Genomic DNA, 17,614 nt, shown 5'->3' with positions numbered 1-17,614 from the left:
CCCGTCCGTCCTCAATTGCGGGCGGACACGATCCAGAACGCAGCCGGGAAGACGACGCCGTCGGATGTCTGGTGCGGTTCCAGCACGGCGGCGATGGCGTCGCGCACCCGCGCATGAATCTCGGGCGGCTGACCCTTCAGCGCCCGTCGAGCGATGCCCAGGTCCATGGCGAAGTCCACGGTCTCGTCGAGCGTGCCCGCGCTGCTGAAGACCATCTCGGTGTCGTGGGGCTCGAGCTCGATGCCGTCCCAGCCCGCTCCCCCGAGGACTCCCCGCACATGATCTGGATCGGCGAACGCGAACGGGTTCGCAGCCGGACCGCCTTCGGGCATCTCCACGATCTCCAGCACCGCCTTGTTGACGGTAATCAGCCACGGGTTCTGCCGGGGCGTCTGCCAGCAGACAAACGAGAGCCTGCCGCCAGGCCGCGTCGCGGCACGCAGATTGGCGAACGCAGCCACCGGGTTGGCGAAGAACATCACGCCCATGCGGGAATAGACCAGGTCGAAGCCGCCGAAGCTGCCGCCGATGGCTGGGGTTGCTGCCGCCAGCGCCTCGATGTCGGCAGTCTGCGCGTCTGCCACGGCGAAGCTGATGGGCGCTGCAGCGGGCTGCTCGGCGGCGTGCCCGGTTGCACGGCGCCGCGCCACCCCGATGAGCAGGTCGCTGATGTCGACACCCAGCACCGACCCGCTCACCCGTTCGCTCCACTGCAGCGACGTCTGGCCGCAGCCGCAGCCCACATCGAGCACATGCGCCCCCGACGGGAGCTGCTCGGCGACGTTCATCGCCGCCAGGCCGATGTGTCCGAGCTGCCTGTCGAGACGCTCCTGTTGCTCCACCCAGACGTCGGCAGTGCGCCAGAACTCCCGCTGGTCCGCGTTGGGATCGTCATTCGCGCTCATCGGTCGTCCCTCTCGGAGGCTGCCTTCTTCTAGCAGCCTGCACCGGCCGCGTCCGGTGGACGCAGGTGCCGAAGCGAGTGCTCAGAACAGGGTCACGTCGGCGCCGGACTGCACCCGGGCGTAGGTCGCCAGCGCCGTCTCGGTGTCGCAGTGCCCGGAGTTCGGCACCGGCTCTGCGTCGGGCAGTGCGTCGGCAAACGACCAACTCAGCCGGTGGAGGGCGCACGGACCGTGCGTTGCCAGCGCCGCCCGGTGAACCGGGGCCGGGTAGCCCTTGTTGGAGTCGAAGCCGTACGGCGGGAAATCGCCCGCCAGCTCGGACATGATCCGGTCGCGCACCACCTTGGCCATGACCGACGCCGCTGCGATCGACAGGCAGCGCCGATCGCCCTGCACCAGCGCCCTGCTGGGACGCCAGTCCACGAAGTTGAACTTGCCGTCGACCAGCACCCGGTCGGGTTCGGCGGGGAGCGCCTCAAGAGCCCGCCATGTTGCCAGCCGCAGCGCTTCGGTCATGCCGAGTTCATCGCACTCGCCGGCGGTGGCATGACCTACAGACCACGCCCGGGCCCAACTGCCGATGCGGTCGAACAGCTCGTCGCGCGCGTCGGGTCGCAGCTCCTTAGAGTCGCGTATGCCGTTGACCCGCCCGCGGGTCGACACCACCACGGCACCCACGGTCAGCGGACCTGCCCAAGCGCCGCGACCCACCTCATCCACGCCGACAACCGTCGCCTCGCCGGCCTCCCAGCACTGCCGCTCGAAGGCGAGACTCGGCCGGGCCGTCATGGAAGCGAACCTAGTGCGGTGCCTCTGCCCGCCAGCGTGATTCGCGGCGTCGCTAGGCGGGTGGGACCAGTGGTGGCGCAAGCAGCGCCTCGCCACGCCAGCCCGTGGCCGTGAACGAGGGATCGAGACCGGGCGCACTGAGGGTCGGCGCTGCGCTGTCGGGACGATGGGGCACGACCTCCCACAGCAGTGCCGGCCGCTCGCCGTGCCAGCGGACAGCCCAGGACACCGGGCCGATCCACGTCGGCACGTTGTGCACTTCGACCTGCTGACCCAGCCAGCCCGCCGGCCAGTGCGCAGCGAGCCGCAAGCTCGGAGCGTCGCGGCCGTCTCCCCCAGTACTGGTCGCATCGCCGTCGGGCACGTCGACCAGCAGCCGCAGCAGCGTTCGCACGAACAGACCGCCGACCATGAGGTCGTGTCCCATCCCGTTGGTGCCGGTGCGCAGCCCCGGATGCATGAAGGTCGGCCAGTTCAGCGTCGGCGATGCCACCGAGACCAGTGCCTCGAGCCGCTCGAAGGCGCGTCCCGGCGCTGGTCGAGCCTCCGCGAAGGCCAGCAGCGCGGTGGCCACCATGTCGTGACCGCACGACGCGGCGGTGTCGTTCACGAAATCCGCAGGCGTACCGTCGGCTGGCTCGGCTCCCACGAACGGCAACGGCGGTGCCCACGGCACCGCAGCATGGATCCACAGCCCGGTGTCGTGCGACAGCCATTCCCAACGCTGGCTCGCCGGTGCCGGCGTCTCGTCCCACGATGCTTCCCACGGCAGGCGCCCCAATCGATCGCGGTAGAAGGACGGGGACGCAGTAGCACCTACGTCAACCCGCAGTGCCTCGGGCATCGCCATCGCCTCGCGCTGCAAGGCGATCGCCGCACGTTCAACGCCGAGCCGCAGCAGCATCCGGTACCCAGCACGCAGCCCTTCGCGGATAGCCCAAGGCTCTTCCTGCAGCTCCTTTCTTCCCCGCAGCAACCACCGTGCTGCCGATGTCACGAACTCTGAGATGGCCTCAGCAAACGCCGGGTCGGGATGCAGCGACAGCAGCTGCTCGGCCAGCACGAGCGAGGTGCCCGTCACCGAGATGCCCATGCTGGTGGTGACGCCCGAGAAATCCTGCCCCTGGGCCTGGCGCAACAGGAGATCGCGGACCTGCTCGGGCACGCCCGACTCCACCAGCGCCAACAGCTGCACGAGGTCGTCGCCAGCGAACTGTGCATCGGTGTGCACCGCCGGGGCCAGCATCGGGCCGACAACGCCGGGGCCGTCATCGCACGGCGCCGTCGAGAGCAGTTGCGCCGAGCGTGCCGCTAGCGCAGCGTCCGCCAGCCGGCCGCCGGGCAGTTCGAGACGGCAGCCCGCATCGACTCGGCGACGCCAGCCGTTGGCGACCCGGTCCACAGCGGGAACCGCATCGAGCACGGCAGCGCCGAGCGCGGGACTGCCGGCGTCGTCCCACTCGAAGGCTGAACCGCGCCCCACGACTGCAGCGCGCAGCGTCGCTCCGGCAACCAGCGGGAAGACTGCGGCCGCATTGGCAAGGTGCTGCGGGCACCGAACCGAAACCGGAGCCCGCTCGGGTTGCGGCGTCGATGCCGGCTCTGGTCGCGGCGTCGACGCACTATCCGGGATTGACGAACCGCCCCCGATGCTGACCGATACCGAACTTGGCTGACCTGTGGTGGCCTGTTCGCCGGCTTCCACCAGCACGGAAGCGCAATCAACCCCGTCAAGGCCGACAACTACGTCACCCGGTGAGCGATCGAAGATCACGGCTGCACGGTTCACCAGATGGTGATGACCATCATCGAGCGTCATCACCCGACCGTCGACGGTGATCTTGTCGATGCCCCACGCGTTCGACCACTCCCAGATCTCGTCGTCCTCATGCTGGAACGCACCCAGGTGGCACGGTCGGGCCACGAGCGCTACCGCCACAGGCGCAGGCGTGCGGTTGGTGATCTCCACCACGAACACTTCGGGAACGGCGCTCGTGCCGTCGCCCGCCGATTGCTTGCCGCGCTGCTGCTTGACGTGCCGCTGGACATCATCGAGCCGAACCGAAGCGCCCCGGGCCGCAGCAACCCGCTGCATCACATCACCACCGCCGACACGCAGCACGGACTCGACCACCGGCATCCCGTCCACCAACCGCTGCCGCGCCGCAGCCGCCCGCGACGGGAAGACCCACTCCTCACCGGCACGCACCCACCAGTCCAGCGACCAGTCGCCCAGCACCACCAACCCCCGGGGATCTACTGCGGCCCGGTCGAACGTCTCCGGCAGCCCGACCGTCGTCCATGAGCGGCCCACCGTGTTCGCCAGCACAGTGTCCACGACCTGATGAGCGTCGAGCCAGTAGCGGACCCTGCTGGGCTCCGGCGCATAGGCCGCCGATCCCGGGTCGAGCTGCCGCTCAGCCCACCACGGTCGCACCCACCCCTCAGGCGGCTCTGTCAGCACCGTTCTGTCCTAGCAAAGCGACGCCTCCAGTCGACGCGCACCGGGCACATCATCGACGCTGTATGTTGTGCTGTATGTCCGCGACGCGAACGCAGGTGTACCTCACCGAGCAGCAACGTCAACGTATCGACGAACTCGCAGGCATCGAGGGCGTCACGCTGGCCGAGATCGTCCGCAGGGCACTCGACGCCTACTTCTCGTCATATATCCCCGATGCATCTGAGAGCTTCTCGCGTACATTCGGTGCCGTGACCGATATCGAGGCCCCCTCGCGAGACGAATGGCAGCGTGGCTGACCTGCTCGTCGACACCGACATCTTCATCGACCATCTGCGCGGACACCGAGCATTGACCAGCGGCCGTCACCGGCTTCACTACTCGGTAGTCACCCGTGCCGAGCTCTTCGCGGGCACGAGCGCGACGGCCATCGTGACTGAACTCTTGGATCCGCTGCGGGAATTGCCCGTGAGCAGAGACATTGCCGAACGCGCCGGCCGCATCAGGCGCGAATCCGGCGTGCGGCTGCCGGATGCGCTCATCGCCGCCACAGCTCTCGAACATCGACTGGGTTTGGTGACACGCAACCAATCGGACTTCGCCCGCGTCCGTGGGCTGCGAACGCGCTCAAGCTTCTGAGCGGTCATACACTCGCCGCGGGTGACTGCAACGAGCGTCACGCCGACCGTGCTCATTCCCGTCAAGGGCTTCCGGCTTGCCAAGGGCCGCCTCGCGGATCGCCTGAGCGACACCGAACGCCACGAGCTGGCGCGCACCATGGCGAGCCAGGTCGTCAAAGCCGCCGGGTCGCTCCCCGTCCGAGTCGTCTGCGACAACGACGAGGTCGCCGACTGGGCTCGTGCGGTCGGCGCCGAGGTGCTGTGGATCGATGCCGACGGCCTGAACCCGGCGATCAGCGCGGCAGTCGCCGCCCTCGAATCGGACTTCGATCTCGACGTTGACGGATCCGGACACGTTGTCGTCGCGCATGCGGACCTGCCACATGCGCAGACGCTCGCGGGCCTCGCCGAGACCGGCACCGTGACCATCGTCCCAGATCGGCACCTCGACGGCACCAATGTGATGGCGCTGCCGCTCGGCACCGGCTTCGAGTTTCACTACGGACCCGGCTCGTTCAGGGCACATTGCACCGAAGCCCTGCGCCGCGGCCTCGACCTGCGGGTGCGGAGAATTGCCGACCTGGAGTTCGACATCGATACGCCTGACGACCTCGACGCAGCGGGCTTGATTGAGTCTGCAACTGCTGATGGGCGCTGAGGGCTTCTCGATTGACCTGCCGGTGCCGGCGTCGGCGCTCGTCATCGCCGCGCACCCCGACGATGCCGAGTTCGACTGCGGGGCGACGCTGTCCAAGTGGGCGGCTGCCGGCGCGGTGGTGCACCACTTCATCTGCACCGACGGCTCGAAGGGCACATGGGACCCTGAGTGCGACCAGGCGGCGCTGGTGCGAACCCGCCAGGACGAGCAACGTGCCGCTGCTGCTGCGCTCGGCGCCACCGGCGAGGTGCGCTTCGGCGGTTACGTCGACGGCGAGCTCGACAGCGACCTCGCGACGCGTGCGCAGGTTGCGCAGGTCATCCGCGAGCTGCGACCCGCCGTCGTGCTGGGCCATGACCCATGGAAGCGCTACCGACTCCATCCCGATCATCGCCATGCGGGACTGCTGGCTGTCGAGGGCGTGGTCGCCGCACGCGACCCGTTCTTCTTTCCTGAGCAGGACCTGGCGCCCCACCGCCCCGACGAACTGCTGCTGTTCGAGGCCGATGAGCCCGACCACGCGGAGAACGTCGATGGCTGGACTGCCGCCAAGACCGAGGCACTGCTGTGCCACCGCACCCAATTCGTCACCACCCACGACATCACCGACCCTGACGACCCCGCCCAGGTGCAGCGCTTCGCCGACTGGGTGGACGCCGTCGCAGCGGCCAGCGGCCAGCAGGCCGGTCTCGCCTACGCCGAGCTGTTCAAGCGCATCGACGCCGTCTGAGCATCACTGGAACGCGGCGTCGATCTCGCTGTCGCTCCAGAACCCCGCCAACGGGGGCACAGCGCCATCCGCGTAGCTCGCGAGCCGTGCAGCGGCTGCGTCGTCGAACAGTTCGATGACGTCGAGAACTGTCGCCGGGCCGAGCGTTCGCAAGGCACGATCGCCCTCGCTCCCCACGCGGGGCAGGTGCGGTGTCAGCAGCAGCAACCGTCGCCGTTCCGGGTCAGGTTGCGCCGAGGCCAGCACCGACGCTCGCGCGAGCGCCTTCCACAGCGTCTCGGCTCGCAGCAGCCCCGGCCGCACGGTCGTGAACGCCCCTGCCACGTCTATCCACCATTCGCGGTTCGCCCGGTCGGCCACCAAGAAGCTGAACTTCACCCCCGACCCGCGCACCGTGGCGGGGCTGCGCACGATCTCGAAGCCCGATGCTTCGAGCAGTTCGCTGGCAATGTCGTGGGCCTTGCGACCGGCATCCACCGCTTGGCGCACGAATGCATCGGCGGTCATCGAGTCAGCGATCGCTTCCGATGTCGAGACACTCGACTCAGGGAGAGCCGCTGGCTTGGCGATGCCGGATGCGCGGGCATCCGGCATCGCCGGCGCCGTTCGCGCCCGTGGAGGAACCGCACTCGGCTCGAACAGCGGCGGCTGCGCGGCGTGGTGCGGCCCTTCAGGCGAAGCCGAGGCAGCGGCTGCCACGCGTGCGCGGGCCAAGTCCACGTAATCCGGGTTCAGGTCGTAGCCCACGGGCCAGCGGCCGCACAGCACGCTTGCGACCAGCGTCGTGCCCGAGCCCATGAACGGGTCAAGCACGAGGTCGTTCTCGTAGGTGTACAGGTCGATCAGACGCCGGGGCAGCTCCAGCGGGAACGGCGCCGGATGCTGCACCCGCTGGGCGCTCTCGGGCCCCATGTCCCACACGTCGATCGTGGCTTCCATGAACTCGTCGGTGGACAGGCTGCTGCGATGCGGCAGGCCCTCGTCCTGGCGCTGTGATGCCGAACGCGCCCGATCAAATCTGCCCTTGCTGGCGATCACGATGCGCTCGGTGGTGTCACGCAGCGTCGGGTTGGACGGGCTGCGGAACGACCCCCACGCGCACGACCCGCTCGATCCCTTGCTCTTCTGCCACACGATCTCGCCGCGCAACAGCAGGCCAAGCTCCTCGAAGATCTTCGCCACATCGCCCGACAGGCTGCGATACGGCTTGCGGCCCAGGTTCGCCACGTTGACAGCGATGCGACCGCCCAGCTCGAGCACCCGCACACACTCTGCGAAGACGTCTCGCAGCATGTCGAGGTAATCGAAGTAGCTGTTGGGGATGCGGCTGTCGGAACCGGCGGCGAGAGCATCTTCGTACGACTTGCCCACGAAGTACGGCGGTGAGGTGACCACCAGCGCCACAGAGGCATCTGGAAGCGCAGTCATCTGCCGGGCGTCGGCACAGATGCAGCCGTCGCCGAGGCGTTCGGCCAGCTCAGGGTCGATGTCGGGCCCCCGAGTCACCGTGTCGTCATCGGACAGGACGGGCGGGGTGAAGCGGGCGTAGAACGCCGACGCATCGTGGCCCTCGCGCCGGGAGGCTCCGAATCGGGACGTCGCCGTGCGGCGAGCGGACGGCGTGGCCAAGCGCGTTCCGCCCAGCCGCTCCCGGGGAGTCATTTGTTCCAAGATACCGAACAGACGCGCGCCCGCCAAGAGCGGGCCGCTGTCAGGCGTCGTGGAGCACCATGCGGACGCGCTTGTTGCCCTTGCCCTTCGACTCGGTCTTGGTGATCTCGAAGCGGCCCACGGCGCCGGTCGACGCCACATGGGTGCCCCCGTCGGCCTGGCGGTCGAGCCCCACGATGTCCACCACCCGGATGTCAGTCACCCACTCGGGGATCAGGTTGACCTTGGTGCGGATCAGCTCGGGATCGGCGAGCGCCACCGAGCGTTCCAGGAAGCTCACCTCGATAGGCCGATCCGCGGCGATCTCGGAGTTCACCAGCTCGGTGACCCGAGCCGCGAAGCCCTCGGGCAGCGGGCTGAACTCGAAGTCCATGCGGGCGGCCAGTGGCTCCATGTTCCCGCCGGTCACCAGCACGCCCCACTCGTTCCAGATGACCCCGCACAGGATGTGCAGCGCCGTGTGGGTGCGCATGAGCTGCAGGCGGCGATCCCAGTCGACCGTGCCGGTGACCTCAGTTCCCTCCGGCGGAGGCTGGCCGTCCACCCAGTGCCAGATGAGATCGCCTTCCTTGCGGACGTTGTGCACCTGCCAGATGCTGCCGCCCTGGTCGGCGAGCGTGCCGGTGTCATGGGGCTGCCCGCCACCAGTGGCATAGAAGACCGTCTGGTCGAGCGCAACCGCATCGTCACGCACGGCAACCACCGTCGCCTCGACAGTCTGCTGGTACGCATCGCGCAGGTAGATCTGGTCGGAGTTCTCGTCGGCGCTCATCGCCGCAGACGATACGTCGCCCGGCCCGCGCATCGGTCAGTCGGCTCGGCGGGGATGGCGGCCGTTACGGTGACGCCGTGCGGATCGTGACCTGGAACCTGTGGTGGCGCTTCGGCGACAACTGGCAGGCCCGCCACGAGGCCATCGCCGCCACGCTCGCCGAGCTCGGCGCCGACATCGTGTGCTGCCAGGAGATCTGGGCGGAGCGTGACGGCCCGAACCAGGCCGACCTGCTCGGCGACGCGCTGGGCATGAGCGTCGCACACCACCCGCGCTTCGGACGGCGGGGACTGTCGTTCAGCAACGCCATCCTGAGCCGCACGCCGATCATCGAATCCAGCTCGCACTCGCTGGCTGTAGGGGACCCCTCGTCGCCCGAGGGCCAGCAGTCGGGGCACCGGACGGCGGTCGTGGCCCGAGTCGCCCGCGGCGACGGCGAGATGACCGTCATCTGCACCCACCTCGAGCACCGCTTCCACCTCAGCGAGATCCGCCAGGCACAGGTGGACACGCTGTGCGAACTGGCAGCGCCTCATCACGATCCCGAGGGCTTCCCGATCGTCCTGGCCGGCGACTTCAACGCCGTCCCCGGCTCCGAGGAGATCCGCCTGCTGACCGGCGAGCGTCCCCCACCGGTGCCCGGGTTGGTCTGGAGCGATGCCTGGGCACAGGCCGGCGACGGGCCGGGCCACACGTGGTGCGGCCAGAACCCGTACCTGTCACAGGCCATGTGGCCGAACCGCCGCATCGACTACCTGTTCGTGTCGACGCCACGCCGTGTGCCTCACGGCAACATCAAGTCGATCCAGCTCGTCGGCACCGCACCCGTCAGCGGCGTGGTGGCATCAGATCACTACGGCCTCGTGGTCGACCTCATCGACTGATCCGCTGGCGTCAGGTTTCGTAGAGCTCCAAGATCGACGCGGCGACGGTGCTGCCGGCGTTCGCCAGCTCGGGAGGCAGCTCCGCTGCGTTGACGACGTGCGTGTCGGCGCCGAGACGCAGCAGCATCTGGCTGAGCACGTACGGGCTGCGGATCGCGTAGGTCACGATGCACCGGTCGCCGTCGTCGCGTACCTCACGGGACGGGTACGCCTCCACCCGCCACAGGTCGTCGCGGGGAATCGACAGCACCACATCGGTGGTCTCATCGGCCTCGGCCGGTGCAATTGCCGTCGCGTCGCTTGCGCCGGGGTCGCGGCCGTGCGACTCGCCCGTGTCGTCGCACGCCTCGATGCGGTCAACCCGGAAGGAGCGCAGATCCTGACGCAGGTGGCACCAGCCCCGCAGGTACCAGTGGCCGTCGGCCAGCGAGATCTCCAGCGGGTCCACCCGGCGCTCGGAGGTCTCGTCGCTGTTCGGCGTGTAGTAGTGGATGCTCACAGTGGTGCCGACGCGCAGGGCTTCGCGCAGCGTCGGCAGGCTGCGCGGCACGGGCAAGTCCACCGAGACCCGCACTCGCTCGCCGTAGGCCGCGCGCAGCTTGTCGAGCGCGGTCGCCAGCGCACCCGAGCGGTCGGCGCCGCGCAGAGCCAGCGCGGACTGCCCGGCCACCAAGATGCCAAATGCCTGCGGCACCGACAGGTTGAGGGGCCGGTCAAGCATCGCTCCAGGCTCAACATGCACCCACGCCTCGCCGGCATCGTGCTCGTCGCCGAAGACGACGATGCCGAGGTTCTCGTAGGCGCTGGCACCCACGATCTCGTAGCACATCGCTGCGAGCAGCAGGTCGTAGACCGCGCCCGGCCGCATCTCGAATCGCTCCGCGATGTCGCCCACGGTGGCGCCGCCCCGCTCGACCACCCACGGGATGATGGCCAGCAGACGCTCGATCTTCGCTGAGGCGCCGGTCCTCATGACGCTGCCTCAGAATCGGCGGCCAGGGCGTGCAGCCATCTGGTGATGTCGGCCACCAGCTCTGGCGGCGACTCCATGACCGCATGGCAGCCCATGTCCAGCAGCCAGGTGCGAAACGCTGCCCGGTTGCGGACCCTCGCTTCGACGGTAACCGAGCCGTCATCGTGCCGGGCGACGACCCGTCCTCGTTCTGCCGTGGGCTGCTGGGCCATGGTGGCGTCGATTCGCACCCGGGCCAGGAGATCATCGCCGAAGTTGATCTCCATCGGCTCCGCCGGCAGCAAGCCGGCGACGTCGATCTCGGACCGCTCGAAGGCGCCCCGCTCCCCGACCCGTGCGTCGCCCTCGATGCGGTCGACCCGGAACGTCTTGGGTGTGCCGTCCTCGACGGCGGCGAAATACCAGAAGCCGGCGCGGCAGAGCAGGCCGAGCGGCTGGGTGTCTCGCGTGCGCCCGCCGTAGGCGAACCGGACGGTCGCCCGCTCGGCGGCGGCTGCTGCCAGTGCCGGCAGCAGGGTGCTGGTCGCGCTCTGGCTTGCGGCGGCGGTCTCGAGCGCCACTTCTGCGTCGGCAGGGCGTGGCTCGGGCGCTTGTGCCGGCACGTCGGCGCTCGCCAGCTTGGCGACGGCCTCGAGATCCCACGTCTCGCCGATGTCCACCCGCGCCGCGGCGAAACGAAGCGCATGCTGCTCGTCGAGTGTGAGCTGCAGGTCAGGCAGGAAGTAGTCCTGGCGCCGGATCGTGTAGGAGGTGGCGCCGTCGTGGGTGATTGCCTCGGTGATCCGCACGCCGAGGTTGCGGATCAGCGCCTTGTCCCGCTCGAAGGAGGTCCGGGCGCTCTCCAGCGCTCGCCGGTCAGTGGTTCCTTCGAGGGCGTACAGGCCGGTGTCGCGCCAGATTTCCTCGCGGGTCTTGGGCACGTCGCGAGCGAGCAGGTACATCATCAGTTCCATCACGCGCTCGGTTGCGTCCGGGCGTGGTGCCGCTGCCACGCTCGGGAGTGTAGGACTGCGCGATCGGGCGCCCCGCTGAGTTTCGGGGCCGATGGCAGATCGTTCAGAGCCCGCGTGTCAGCCGTTGACGCCGGCAGCCTGGAGCGCCGCCCACACCCGCTCGGGAGTGAGCGGGAAGTCGTCCATCCAGACGCCGGTTGCGTCAGCCAGCGCTGCGGCCACTGCCGGTGCATAGGGGATGACGCCCATCTCGGCCATGCCGCGGGCACCGAAGGGACCCAGCGGGTCGGCCAGCTCCAGCACGACGCTTTCTGTGGTCACGGGAATGTCGCCTATGCCCGGGATCAGGTAGGTGCTGAACCGGGGGTTCAGCAACCGACCGTCCCGGCTGCGCAGGTGCTCGCTGAGCACGTGGCCGTGGGCTTGGGCCACCGCGCCCTCGATCTGGCCGACCACAAAGCGGGGGTTGATGGCCCGCCCAACGTCGTTGGCGCTGATCACCCGGTCGATGCGGATGTGGCCGGTGTCGATGTCGACGGTCAGTTCCACATGCTGCGCGACGTAGCCGTAGGTGAAGTTTGGGGTGCCTTCGCCGGTTTCGGGGTCGAGCTCGGTGGTGGGCGGGGGTGTGAAGCGGAAGTGCCCGATGGCCGGCCGAGCGCCCTCGCGCCATGCCTTCTCGGCTTCCTCGGCGGCACCCAAGATCGAGTTGCCCGCCATCCACGTCAGGCGCGAGGCCGACGCCGATCCCGAATCGCCCGATGTGCCGGTGTCGCTGAAGCGACCCACGACCCGGGACGGGTCGACGCCGGTTGCCTCGGCGGCCATCTGCAGGAATGCGGTGTGCGCGCCCTGCCCGACATCGGCACCGGCGTGGGCTAGCTCGACCGATGCCGGCACGCCGTCGTCGGGCTCGCCATGCAGCACGATCGTGGCCTCGCAGCGCTCGGGAAAGCCGAACGAGAAACCGACGTTCTTGAATGCGCAGGCGAAACCACGGCCGCGACGCAACGCAGGCGTCCACGCGGGCAGCGAAACGAACGGGCTGAACAGTGCTGCGTTTTCCGGATCGGCTGGCTGCGCTGCGGCCCGGGCGCACGCCTCGATCACCTCAGGCATAGTCACGCCGGCCGGCATCGGCGTGTGGGCGATGCTCGGGGAACCCTCGCGCAGGGTGTTGATGCGGCGGATGTCGATGGGATCCATGCCCAGCGCCTCGGCCAGCCTGTTCACCTGGCATTCGACAGCAAAGGCCGCCTGCGGGGCGCCGAAGCCCCGGAACGCTCCCCCGGGCGTGGCGTTGGTGTACACGACGTGGGTGTCGATGGCGGCGTTGGGCAGTTCGTAGGGCCCGCCCAGGCCGAGATGCAGGTTCCCCATCACCTTGTTGGAGGTGTAGTTGTAGGCGCCCGCATCCAGCCAGGCTTCGGCCTGCGCTGCGGTGATCCTGCCGTCGCGGTCGGCGCCCCAGCGGGCCCAGATGCGTCCGCGGTGCCGCTTGTGGTGGCCCACGATCGACTCTTCACGCGACCACTGCATGGCCACGGGCCGGTCGATGCCCCGCTCGGCCAGCCGGCGGGCGGCCAGCGCCAGGATGATCTGCATCGACGTGTCCTCGCGCCCGCCGAATGCGCCGCCGATGGCCGGGTAGCGCACCCGGATGCGCTCCTCGGGCAGACCGAGCGCGTGGGCGATCTGCTCGCGGTCCTCATGCACCCACTGACCGGCGATCTCGACGTTGACGATGCCCTCGGCGTCCACCCATGACGTGCCCGCCTCGGGCTGCAGGTAGGCGTGCTCCTGGTAGGGCACCTCGTAGGTGGCCTCGACGGTCACGGCGGCAGCGGCCCAGCCGGCATCGAGGTCGCCCTTGCGGGTGCGCATCGACTCGTACAGGTTGGAGCCGATGCCCTCGTAGGGGTGCACGAGCGTCGCATCGGGAGCCAGCGCCGCATCCAGATCGGCCACGACCGGCAGCGGCTCCCACTCGACCTCGATGGCGGCCGCGGCGGCACGCGCCTGCGGCAGGCTCTCGGCGACAATCAGCGCCAGGTGGTCGGCCTCCCAGCGAGAGACATCGCAGGGCACTGGACTTCGGCCCGTGTGGTCGAGCCCGACGAATACGGGCTGGTCGAACTTGGTAAGCCCGTACTCGTTGCAGGGCACGTCGGCAGAGCCGAGCACCGCAACGACGCCGGGTGACTGTTCGGCGGGGGCGAGGTCGAGGTGTCGCAGCCGGGCATGGGGCTGGTCGGTGAACACTGCGAAAGCCCACAGCGCATCGGCGGGAATGCGGTCCGCCGGGTAGCCGGCCAGACCGGCGACCTTGGCAGGACCATCGGCACGCGGCGGCGACTGGCCGGTACCGCCAGCGGAGGCCGACGGCATCTCGAGTTCGATGGCCGCACCGGCCTCACCGGGAGCGGCGCCCTCCCTCACGACCGGTCCCCGGCGGCCGTGTGCACTGCTGCGTCACTCGAAGCGGCGTGCACTGCTTCGATGATCGAGCAGTAGCCGGTGCAGCGGCACAGGTTGCCCGACAGGCCGACGGTGATCTGCTCGGCAGTGGGCTCGGCGATCTCGTCGAGCAGCGCTACGGCGCTCATCACGAAGCCCGGCGTGCAGAACCCGCACTGCGCGCCGCCGGTGTCCACCATGGCCTGCTGGAACGGATGCAGGTCGCCTGCCGGCGAAGCCACGCCCTCGACGGTGGTGATGTTCGCCCCGTCCGCACGGCCCGCGGGCACCAAGCACGAGAACACGGCGGCACCGTCGAGATGCACCGTGCAGGCGCCGCACTCCCCTTCGGCGCAGCCCTCCTTGGTGCCGGTCAACCCGAGGTCGTCGCGCAGCCAGTCCATCAGCGTCTTGCCGGCGGCCCCTGCCGCACTGCGCTGCACGCCGTTCACCGTCGCCGTGACGGTGTCGCCAGGCTCGTCCAACACTGTCGATGCCGGCCCGGTATCAGCCGCGCTCGCCGTCAACGCCAGCCGTGGCGCTTGGTGTGGCCATCGATCGGCCTCAGTGCCAGTGGCCAGCGCCGTGATCGCTCGATCCACCACGACGCCGACGGTGTGCGAGCGGTACTCGGCGCTGCCGCGGATGTCATCGATGGGTGTTGCCGCCCGGCATGCAGCAGCCGTGATGTCGGCGCTGGCGTCGGCCAATTCGCGACCAGCAGCCAGCTCGGTCGCTTCGGGCACCGTGATGATGGTGGGCGCGACGCTGCCGAGCGCGACCACGAGATCGGCCACCCGGCCGCCGTCGAGCTCGACGACCACGGTGGCATGCACCACCGAGATCGCCTGCGCCCTCCGCAGTCCCAGCTTCACAAACACGCCGCGTCGGCCATGGGCCCGGTTCGCCCCATCGAGAGCATCGAACGCAATTGCGGTGACGATCTCGTCAGGCTCGAGCACGGTCTGGCGGAACCCGGCGAAGAACTCGGCAATCGGAACCGTGCGCTCGCCACGCACCGAGGTCATGGTGACGGCGGCACCGAGCGCCATGAGCGCCGAGATGGTGTCGTTGGCCGGGCTGGCGGTGACGATGTTGCCCACGACGGTGGCCCGGTTGCGCAGCGGCGGCGAGCCCACCTCCAGGCACGCCTGGGCGAGCGGCAGGCCGGCCGTGCGCATCCGCGCCGAGGCGATCACATCGGCGTGGGTCACCAGCGGCCCCAACGTGACCCGCCCGCCGTCGTACGAGATCCGATCGAGGCCCGGAAGCCCCGAGATGTCCACCAGCAGCTCCACGCCCGAGCGCGCCCCGCGCGACAGCTCGAGCATGAGGTCGGTGCCGCCGGCGATCAGCCGCGCCGCGGCGCCGTGCAACGAGAGCAGCTCAGCCGCCTCGTCGAGCGATGCGGGGGCCGCATATCGGCTTGGCAGCGGGACTGCCCGCTGCACCTCATGAAGCTCAAACATGCCGCACTCAAGGGTGTCAGATTGCGCCGCCGGCAGAGAACGCATTGCGCTGATGCACTTCGTGCTCCCCGTTCATGTTTCCCGCTCGCACGCGCTGGGGCTCGTGGGCAGCCCAGTTCAGCGCTACGCCTACCGGCTCAGCATCTGGCCTGGACCTTGCCGAGGGCGTTGCGGGGAAGTGCCGCTACGGTTAGCCCCGCGGCCATTCCACTGATCCACGCGCATCTCGTCTCGCGCTGTTGTGTAAAGACGGATTTCGAGCCCCTACAGAATCTCGTTTCTGATCATTGCGAGACGCCAGCCACCGTGCACTGCCGTCAGCAATCGGGCTTCGTCATCACTCACGTCGAGGCCGTCGGTTCTGGCCACTTGGCGGAAATATTGCCGGACAGACCTGAGCCACGGACTCGCGAGGCTTCTTACAAGATGTCCGTAGGATTCGCCCATACTGCCTCCGCGCACATAGCCCAGTTGCGTAAAGAGCCACTCTGCCGCCAAGGCTACATCATCCTCGATTGCGCCTCCGTAACGGGGCACCGTCAAGCCCTCGCCAATCGGCCGACCCTCGACGAGCGAAAACAACGACTGCTGTGCTGACTCTCCTTCTTCTGGCCTTGACGAATGCAACCAATCATCGAATGGCGCCACAAGAGCTAGTCCGATGAAGCCAGCGATAGCAGACGGTGCGGTTTGCGTAAAATCGATATTGCCGTCGAGGCGTACGCCAAATCCGCGCCAGAAGTCGTATTCGTTGAACCAGGTTGCAATACGCATGTCGAATCGCGCAAGCCAAGCCGCCGTCAACGTCGACCTAGTCGCGAGTTCGCCCGGATGGGACTCACCGGTAAGTGCCTTCAGGGCTTCCTCCCGATCCGACTCAAGAAGCTGCACTGAGGCCAAGATGCCCTTTTGGAAGACGACTTGGTAGGCGAGCGAGTATCTATCCTTAATCTCTCGCGCGATGAGCTCCGCGTCTGGAACCTCGGAATTCGAATACCGCTCAAACACTCTCTTGCCCACATCATCATGGCCTAACCAAAGTTCGAACTGGCCATCGATCAATCCTGCCGCCCGGTAGGCAGACACGAGTTGAGCGTACGGCTCCGCTTTGAGCAGCGGTTCGACAACCAATGATCCAGGCCCCCGCACGTATCCATTGGCTGCCGCGCGCGTTTCGGCTTGAGTTAGTCCAAAGGGAAGTTCATCTCGCCTAGCATGCCGAAGTCGGCTCTCCATCGAGGAACGCTCCCAGCCGTCCGCCGGCTCTGGCTCTAGGCGAGCTTCAATTCGATTCAAATAAGCGCGCCACTCATCGAGCGCGTAGGGATCGGGCTGTTTTAGATCCAGCGCCTTATTGACAACATCACGCAACACAGGCACTGAAGATAGATACAGCGATTGGTCAAACTTCGCGAGCTCAGAGTGCCAGTCGACCAGCGCAAGCGGCACCTGCCCCGGCCGCTCCCCTGAGATCTCCGACTCAATTCCGATGCCATCCGTTAGCAGCAATCGCATCGAACAATCTGCAATCGACCGATCATTGAGCAGTGCAAGTCGCGCGCCCTCAACGCGTTTCGCATTCTTGTTAATGTCCACAAAAATGGTTCGACATGCAGACAACACGCCTGTTGGGCCGCCTTGCGGTGGTTCATAGCCAACCCGCGAGTCGAGCACTAAAGCAAGAATAGGAATCTGCGTCGAGTCAGGTCCAAGATACTTCACGAAAGCTGCATCGGCAAGAAGCTCGCGCAATGCAAAGAGTCGATGCTGGCCGTCAATGACTACTGGCCTAATTTGTCGCGTATTCCATCGGATTAGTCCGACAGCACCACCTTCCATCTCCCTGATCTGAATCGGCCCTACGTTTTTTGTGGTGAGGCCTTCGTCAGCCGAAGCGATTGGAGCGCCAAGACTACTCGCGGGATAGTGATCCATGGGAATCGGCGCATCACCAGCCTCTACTGGTAACAGAACGACGGTGAGAGAATTGAAGAATTTCAAACTCTCAGGCCGTTTCAGATAAGTTTGGATCTCGGTTCGTGCACGATCAATGTCTAGATCACGCTGAAAGAGCTCTTCCAGCTTAACCGGACGCTTGACGTCAAATACAACGTCGCGCGCGAGAACCAAGTTTCGGCTGGCATCTGATACCGACATAGTAAGGGCGTAGTACGGCAATCGTTCCGGTCCTATTGCGTACATCCCTTTTAGATAGGTGTAGTCCGCAGTGTAGTCCGAAACAGCACCCGCGAGTGCGCCAAGTTTGCTCATA

At 67.6% G+C, this 17,614-nt stretch carries 15 protein-coding genes; 5 read left to right on the top strand and 10 right to left on the bottom strand.

The features are described from left to right. Positions 1 to 11 precede the first annotated feature (11 nt). The 3 genes from ACOGW9_RS09720 to ACOGW9_RS09710 all read right to left on the bottom strand — a co-directional run bounded on the left by ACOGW9_RS09720 (position 12) and on the right by ACOGW9_RS09710 (position 4,158). Complete coding sequence (locus ACOGW9_RS09720) at positions 12 to 905, bottom strand: class I SAM-dependent methyltransferase (protein ID WP_419910699.1); 894 nt, start codon at positions 903 to 905, stop codon at positions 12 to 14. An 81-nt stretch (positions 906 to 986) separates the two neighbouring features. After that, positions 987 to 1,694, bottom strand: coding sequence for a ribonuclease HII (locus tag ACOGW9_RS09715; RefSeq protein WP_419910697.1), 708 nt, complete (start codon positions 1,692 to 1,694; stop codon positions 987 to 989). Between the two features lie 52 nt (positions 1,695 to 1,746). Then, entirely contained in the window at positions 1,747 to 4,158 is a 2,412-nt protein-coding gene (locus ACOGW9_RS09710; protein WP_419910695.1) for a hypothetical protein, read from the bottom strand. 74 nt (positions 4,159 to 4,232) lie between these two features. Here ACOGW9_RS09710 and ACOGW9_RS09705 point away from each other — a divergent pair, with 74 nt between their 5' ends. From ACOGW9_RS09705 to ACOGW9_RS09690, 4 genes are read left to right on the top strand one after another with little or no spacing between them, the layout of a single operon-like run. Next, positions 4,233 to 4,454: a CopG family transcriptional regulator gene (locus ACOGW9_RS09705; protein ID WP_419910693.1), complete on the top strand. Its 222-nt coding sequence runs from the start codon at positions 4,233 to 4,235 to the stop codon at positions 4,452 to 4,454. Beyond that, on the top strand, positions 4,447 to 4,794 hold the full coding sequence (locus ACOGW9_RS09700) for a type II toxin-antitoxin system VapC family toxin (RefSeq protein ID WP_419910691.1): 348 nt from the start codon (positions 4,447 to 4,449) through the stop codon (positions 4,792 to 4,794). The genes ACOGW9_RS09705 and ACOGW9_RS09700 overlap by 8 nt, the downstream gene beginning before the upstream one ends. A gap of 21 nt (positions 4,795 to 4,815) precedes the next feature. Continuing rightward, positions 4,816 to 5,433 carry a 2-phospho-L-lactate guanylyltransferase gene (gene cofC / locus ACOGW9_RS09695; RefSeq protein WP_419910689.1) on the top strand — a complete coding sequence of 206 codons (618 nt, stop codon included), beginning with the start codon at positions 4,816 to 4,818 and terminating at the stop codon, positions 5,431 to 5,433. Continuing rightward, the gene (locus ACOGW9_RS09690; RefSeq protein WP_419910687.1) at positions 5,405 to 6,163 is read left to right on the top strand and encodes a PIG-L deacetylase family protein; all 759 of its coding nucleotides are present in this window, start codon (positions 5,405 to 5,407) and stop codon (positions 6,161 to 6,163) included. Before cofC ends, ACOGW9_RS09690 begins: the two co-directional genes overlap by 29 nt. Positions 6,164 to 6,166: 3 nt before the next feature. Here ACOGW9_RS09690 and ACOGW9_RS09685 read toward each other — a convergent pair whose 3' ends face one another. Together ACOGW9_RS09685 and ACOGW9_RS09680 are read right to left on the bottom strand one after the other, a co-directional pair. Then, positions 6,167 to 7,825, bottom strand: a complete 1,659-nt coding sequence (locus ACOGW9_RS09685; protein WP_419910685.1) for a DNA-methyltransferase — start codon at positions 7,823 to 7,825, stop codon at positions 6,167 to 6,169. Positions 7,826 to 7,874: 49 nt separating this feature from the next. Further along, positions 7,875 to 8,606 carry an alanyl-tRNA editing protein gene (locus ACOGW9_RS09680; RefSeq protein WP_419910683.1) on the bottom strand — a complete coding sequence of 244 codons (732 nt, stop codon included), beginning with the start codon at positions 8,604 to 8,606 and terminating at the stop codon, positions 7,875 to 7,877. Between the two features lie 77 nt (positions 8,607 to 8,683). On the opposite strand from ACOGW9_RS09680, the gene ACOGW9_RS09675 reads away from it, so the two are divergent. Next, a complete protein-coding gene (locus tag ACOGW9_RS09675; protein WP_419910681.1) occupies positions 8,684 to 9,490 on the top strand; it encodes an endonuclease/exonuclease/phosphatase family protein in 807 nt (268 codons plus the stop codon). 10 nt (positions 9,491 to 9,500) lie between these two features. Here ACOGW9_RS09675 and ACOGW9_RS09670 read toward each other — a convergent pair whose 3' ends face one another. The 5 genes from ACOGW9_RS09670 to ACOGW9_RS09650 all read right to left on the bottom strand — a co-directional run bounded on the left by ACOGW9_RS09670 (position 9,501) and on the right by ACOGW9_RS09650 (position 17,613). Continuing rightward, positions 9,501 to 10,463, bottom strand: coding sequence for a helix-turn-helix transcriptional regulator (locus ACOGW9_RS09670; RefSeq protein WP_419910679.1), 963 nt, complete (start codon positions 10,461 to 10,463; stop codon positions 9,501 to 9,503). Next, positions 10,460 to 11,455: a helix-turn-helix transcriptional regulator gene (locus ACOGW9_RS09665; RefSeq protein ID WP_419910677.1), complete on the bottom strand. Its 996-nt coding sequence runs from the start codon at positions 11,453 to 11,455 to the stop codon at positions 10,460 to 10,462. Before ACOGW9_RS09665 ends, ACOGW9_RS09670 begins: the two co-directional genes overlap by 4 nt. A 78-nt stretch (positions 11,456 to 11,533) precedes the next feature. Next, the gene (locus ACOGW9_RS09660; RefSeq protein WP_419910675.1) at positions 11,534 to 13,855 is read right to left on the bottom strand and encodes a xanthine dehydrogenase family protein molybdopterin-binding subunit; all 2,322 of its coding nucleotides are present in this window, start codon (positions 13,853 to 13,855) and stop codon (positions 11,534 to 11,536) included. Continuing rightward, positions 13,852 to 15,342, bottom strand: coding sequence for an FAD binding domain-containing protein (locus ACOGW9_RS09655; RefSeq protein ID WP_419910673.1), 1,491 nt, complete (start codon positions 15,340 to 15,342; stop codon positions 13,852 to 13,854). Before ACOGW9_RS09655 ends, ACOGW9_RS09660 begins: the two co-directional genes overlap by 4 nt. 264 nt (positions 15,343 to 15,606) lie before the next feature. After that, positions 15,607 to 17,613, bottom strand: coding sequence for a hypothetical protein (locus ACOGW9_RS09650; RefSeq protein ID WP_419910671.1), 2,007 nt, complete (start codon positions 17,611 to 17,613; stop codon positions 15,607 to 15,609). Position 17,614 lies beyond the last annotated feature (1 nt).

The organism is Candidatus Poriferisodalis sp., assembly GCF_965203655.1.
Taxonomy (GTDB): domain Bacteria; phylum Actinomycetota; class Acidimicrobiia; order Acidimicrobiales; family Poriferisodalaceae; genus Poriferisodalis.
This window is presented reverse-complemented; position numbering and strand designations above follow the sequence as displayed.

What these genes read in the sequence shown, in the direction of transcription:
- ACOGW9_RS09720 (WP_419910699.1), bottom strand. Translation starts at nt 905, where the DNA reads ATGAGCGCGAATGACGATCCCAACGCGGACCAGCGGGAGTTCTGGCGC.
- ACOGW9_RS09715 (WP_419910697.1), bottom strand. Translation starts at nt 1,694, where the DNA reads ATGACGGCCCGGCCGAGTCTCGCCTTCGAGCGGCAGTGCTGGGAGGCC.
- ACOGW9_RS09705 (WP_419910693.1), top strand. Translation starts at nt 4,233, where the DNA reads ATGTCCGCGACGCGAACGCAGGTGTACCTCACCGAGCAGCAACGTCAA.
- ACOGW9_RS09685 (WP_419910685.1), bottom strand. Translation starts at nt 7,825, where the DNA reads ATGACTCCCCGGGAGCGGCTGGGCGGAACGCGCTTGGCCACGCCGTCC.
- ACOGW9_RS09680 (WP_419910683.1), bottom strand. Translation starts at nt 8,606, where the DNA reads ATGAGCGCCGACGAGAACTCCGACCAGATCTACCTGCGCGATGCGTAC.
- ACOGW9_RS09670 (WP_419910679.1), bottom strand. Translation starts at nt 10,463, where the DNA reads ATGAGGACCGGCGCCTCAGCGAAGATCGAGCGTCTGCTGGCCATCATC.
- ACOGW9_RS09655 (WP_419910673.1), bottom strand. Translation starts at nt 15,342, where the DNA reads ATGTTTGAGCTTCATGAGGTGCAGCGGGCAGTCCCGCTGCCAAGCCGA.
- ACOGW9_RS09650 (WP_419910671.1), bottom strand. Translation starts at nt 17,613, where the DNA reads ATGAGCAAACTTGGCGCACTCGCGGGTGCTGTTTCGGACTACACTGCG.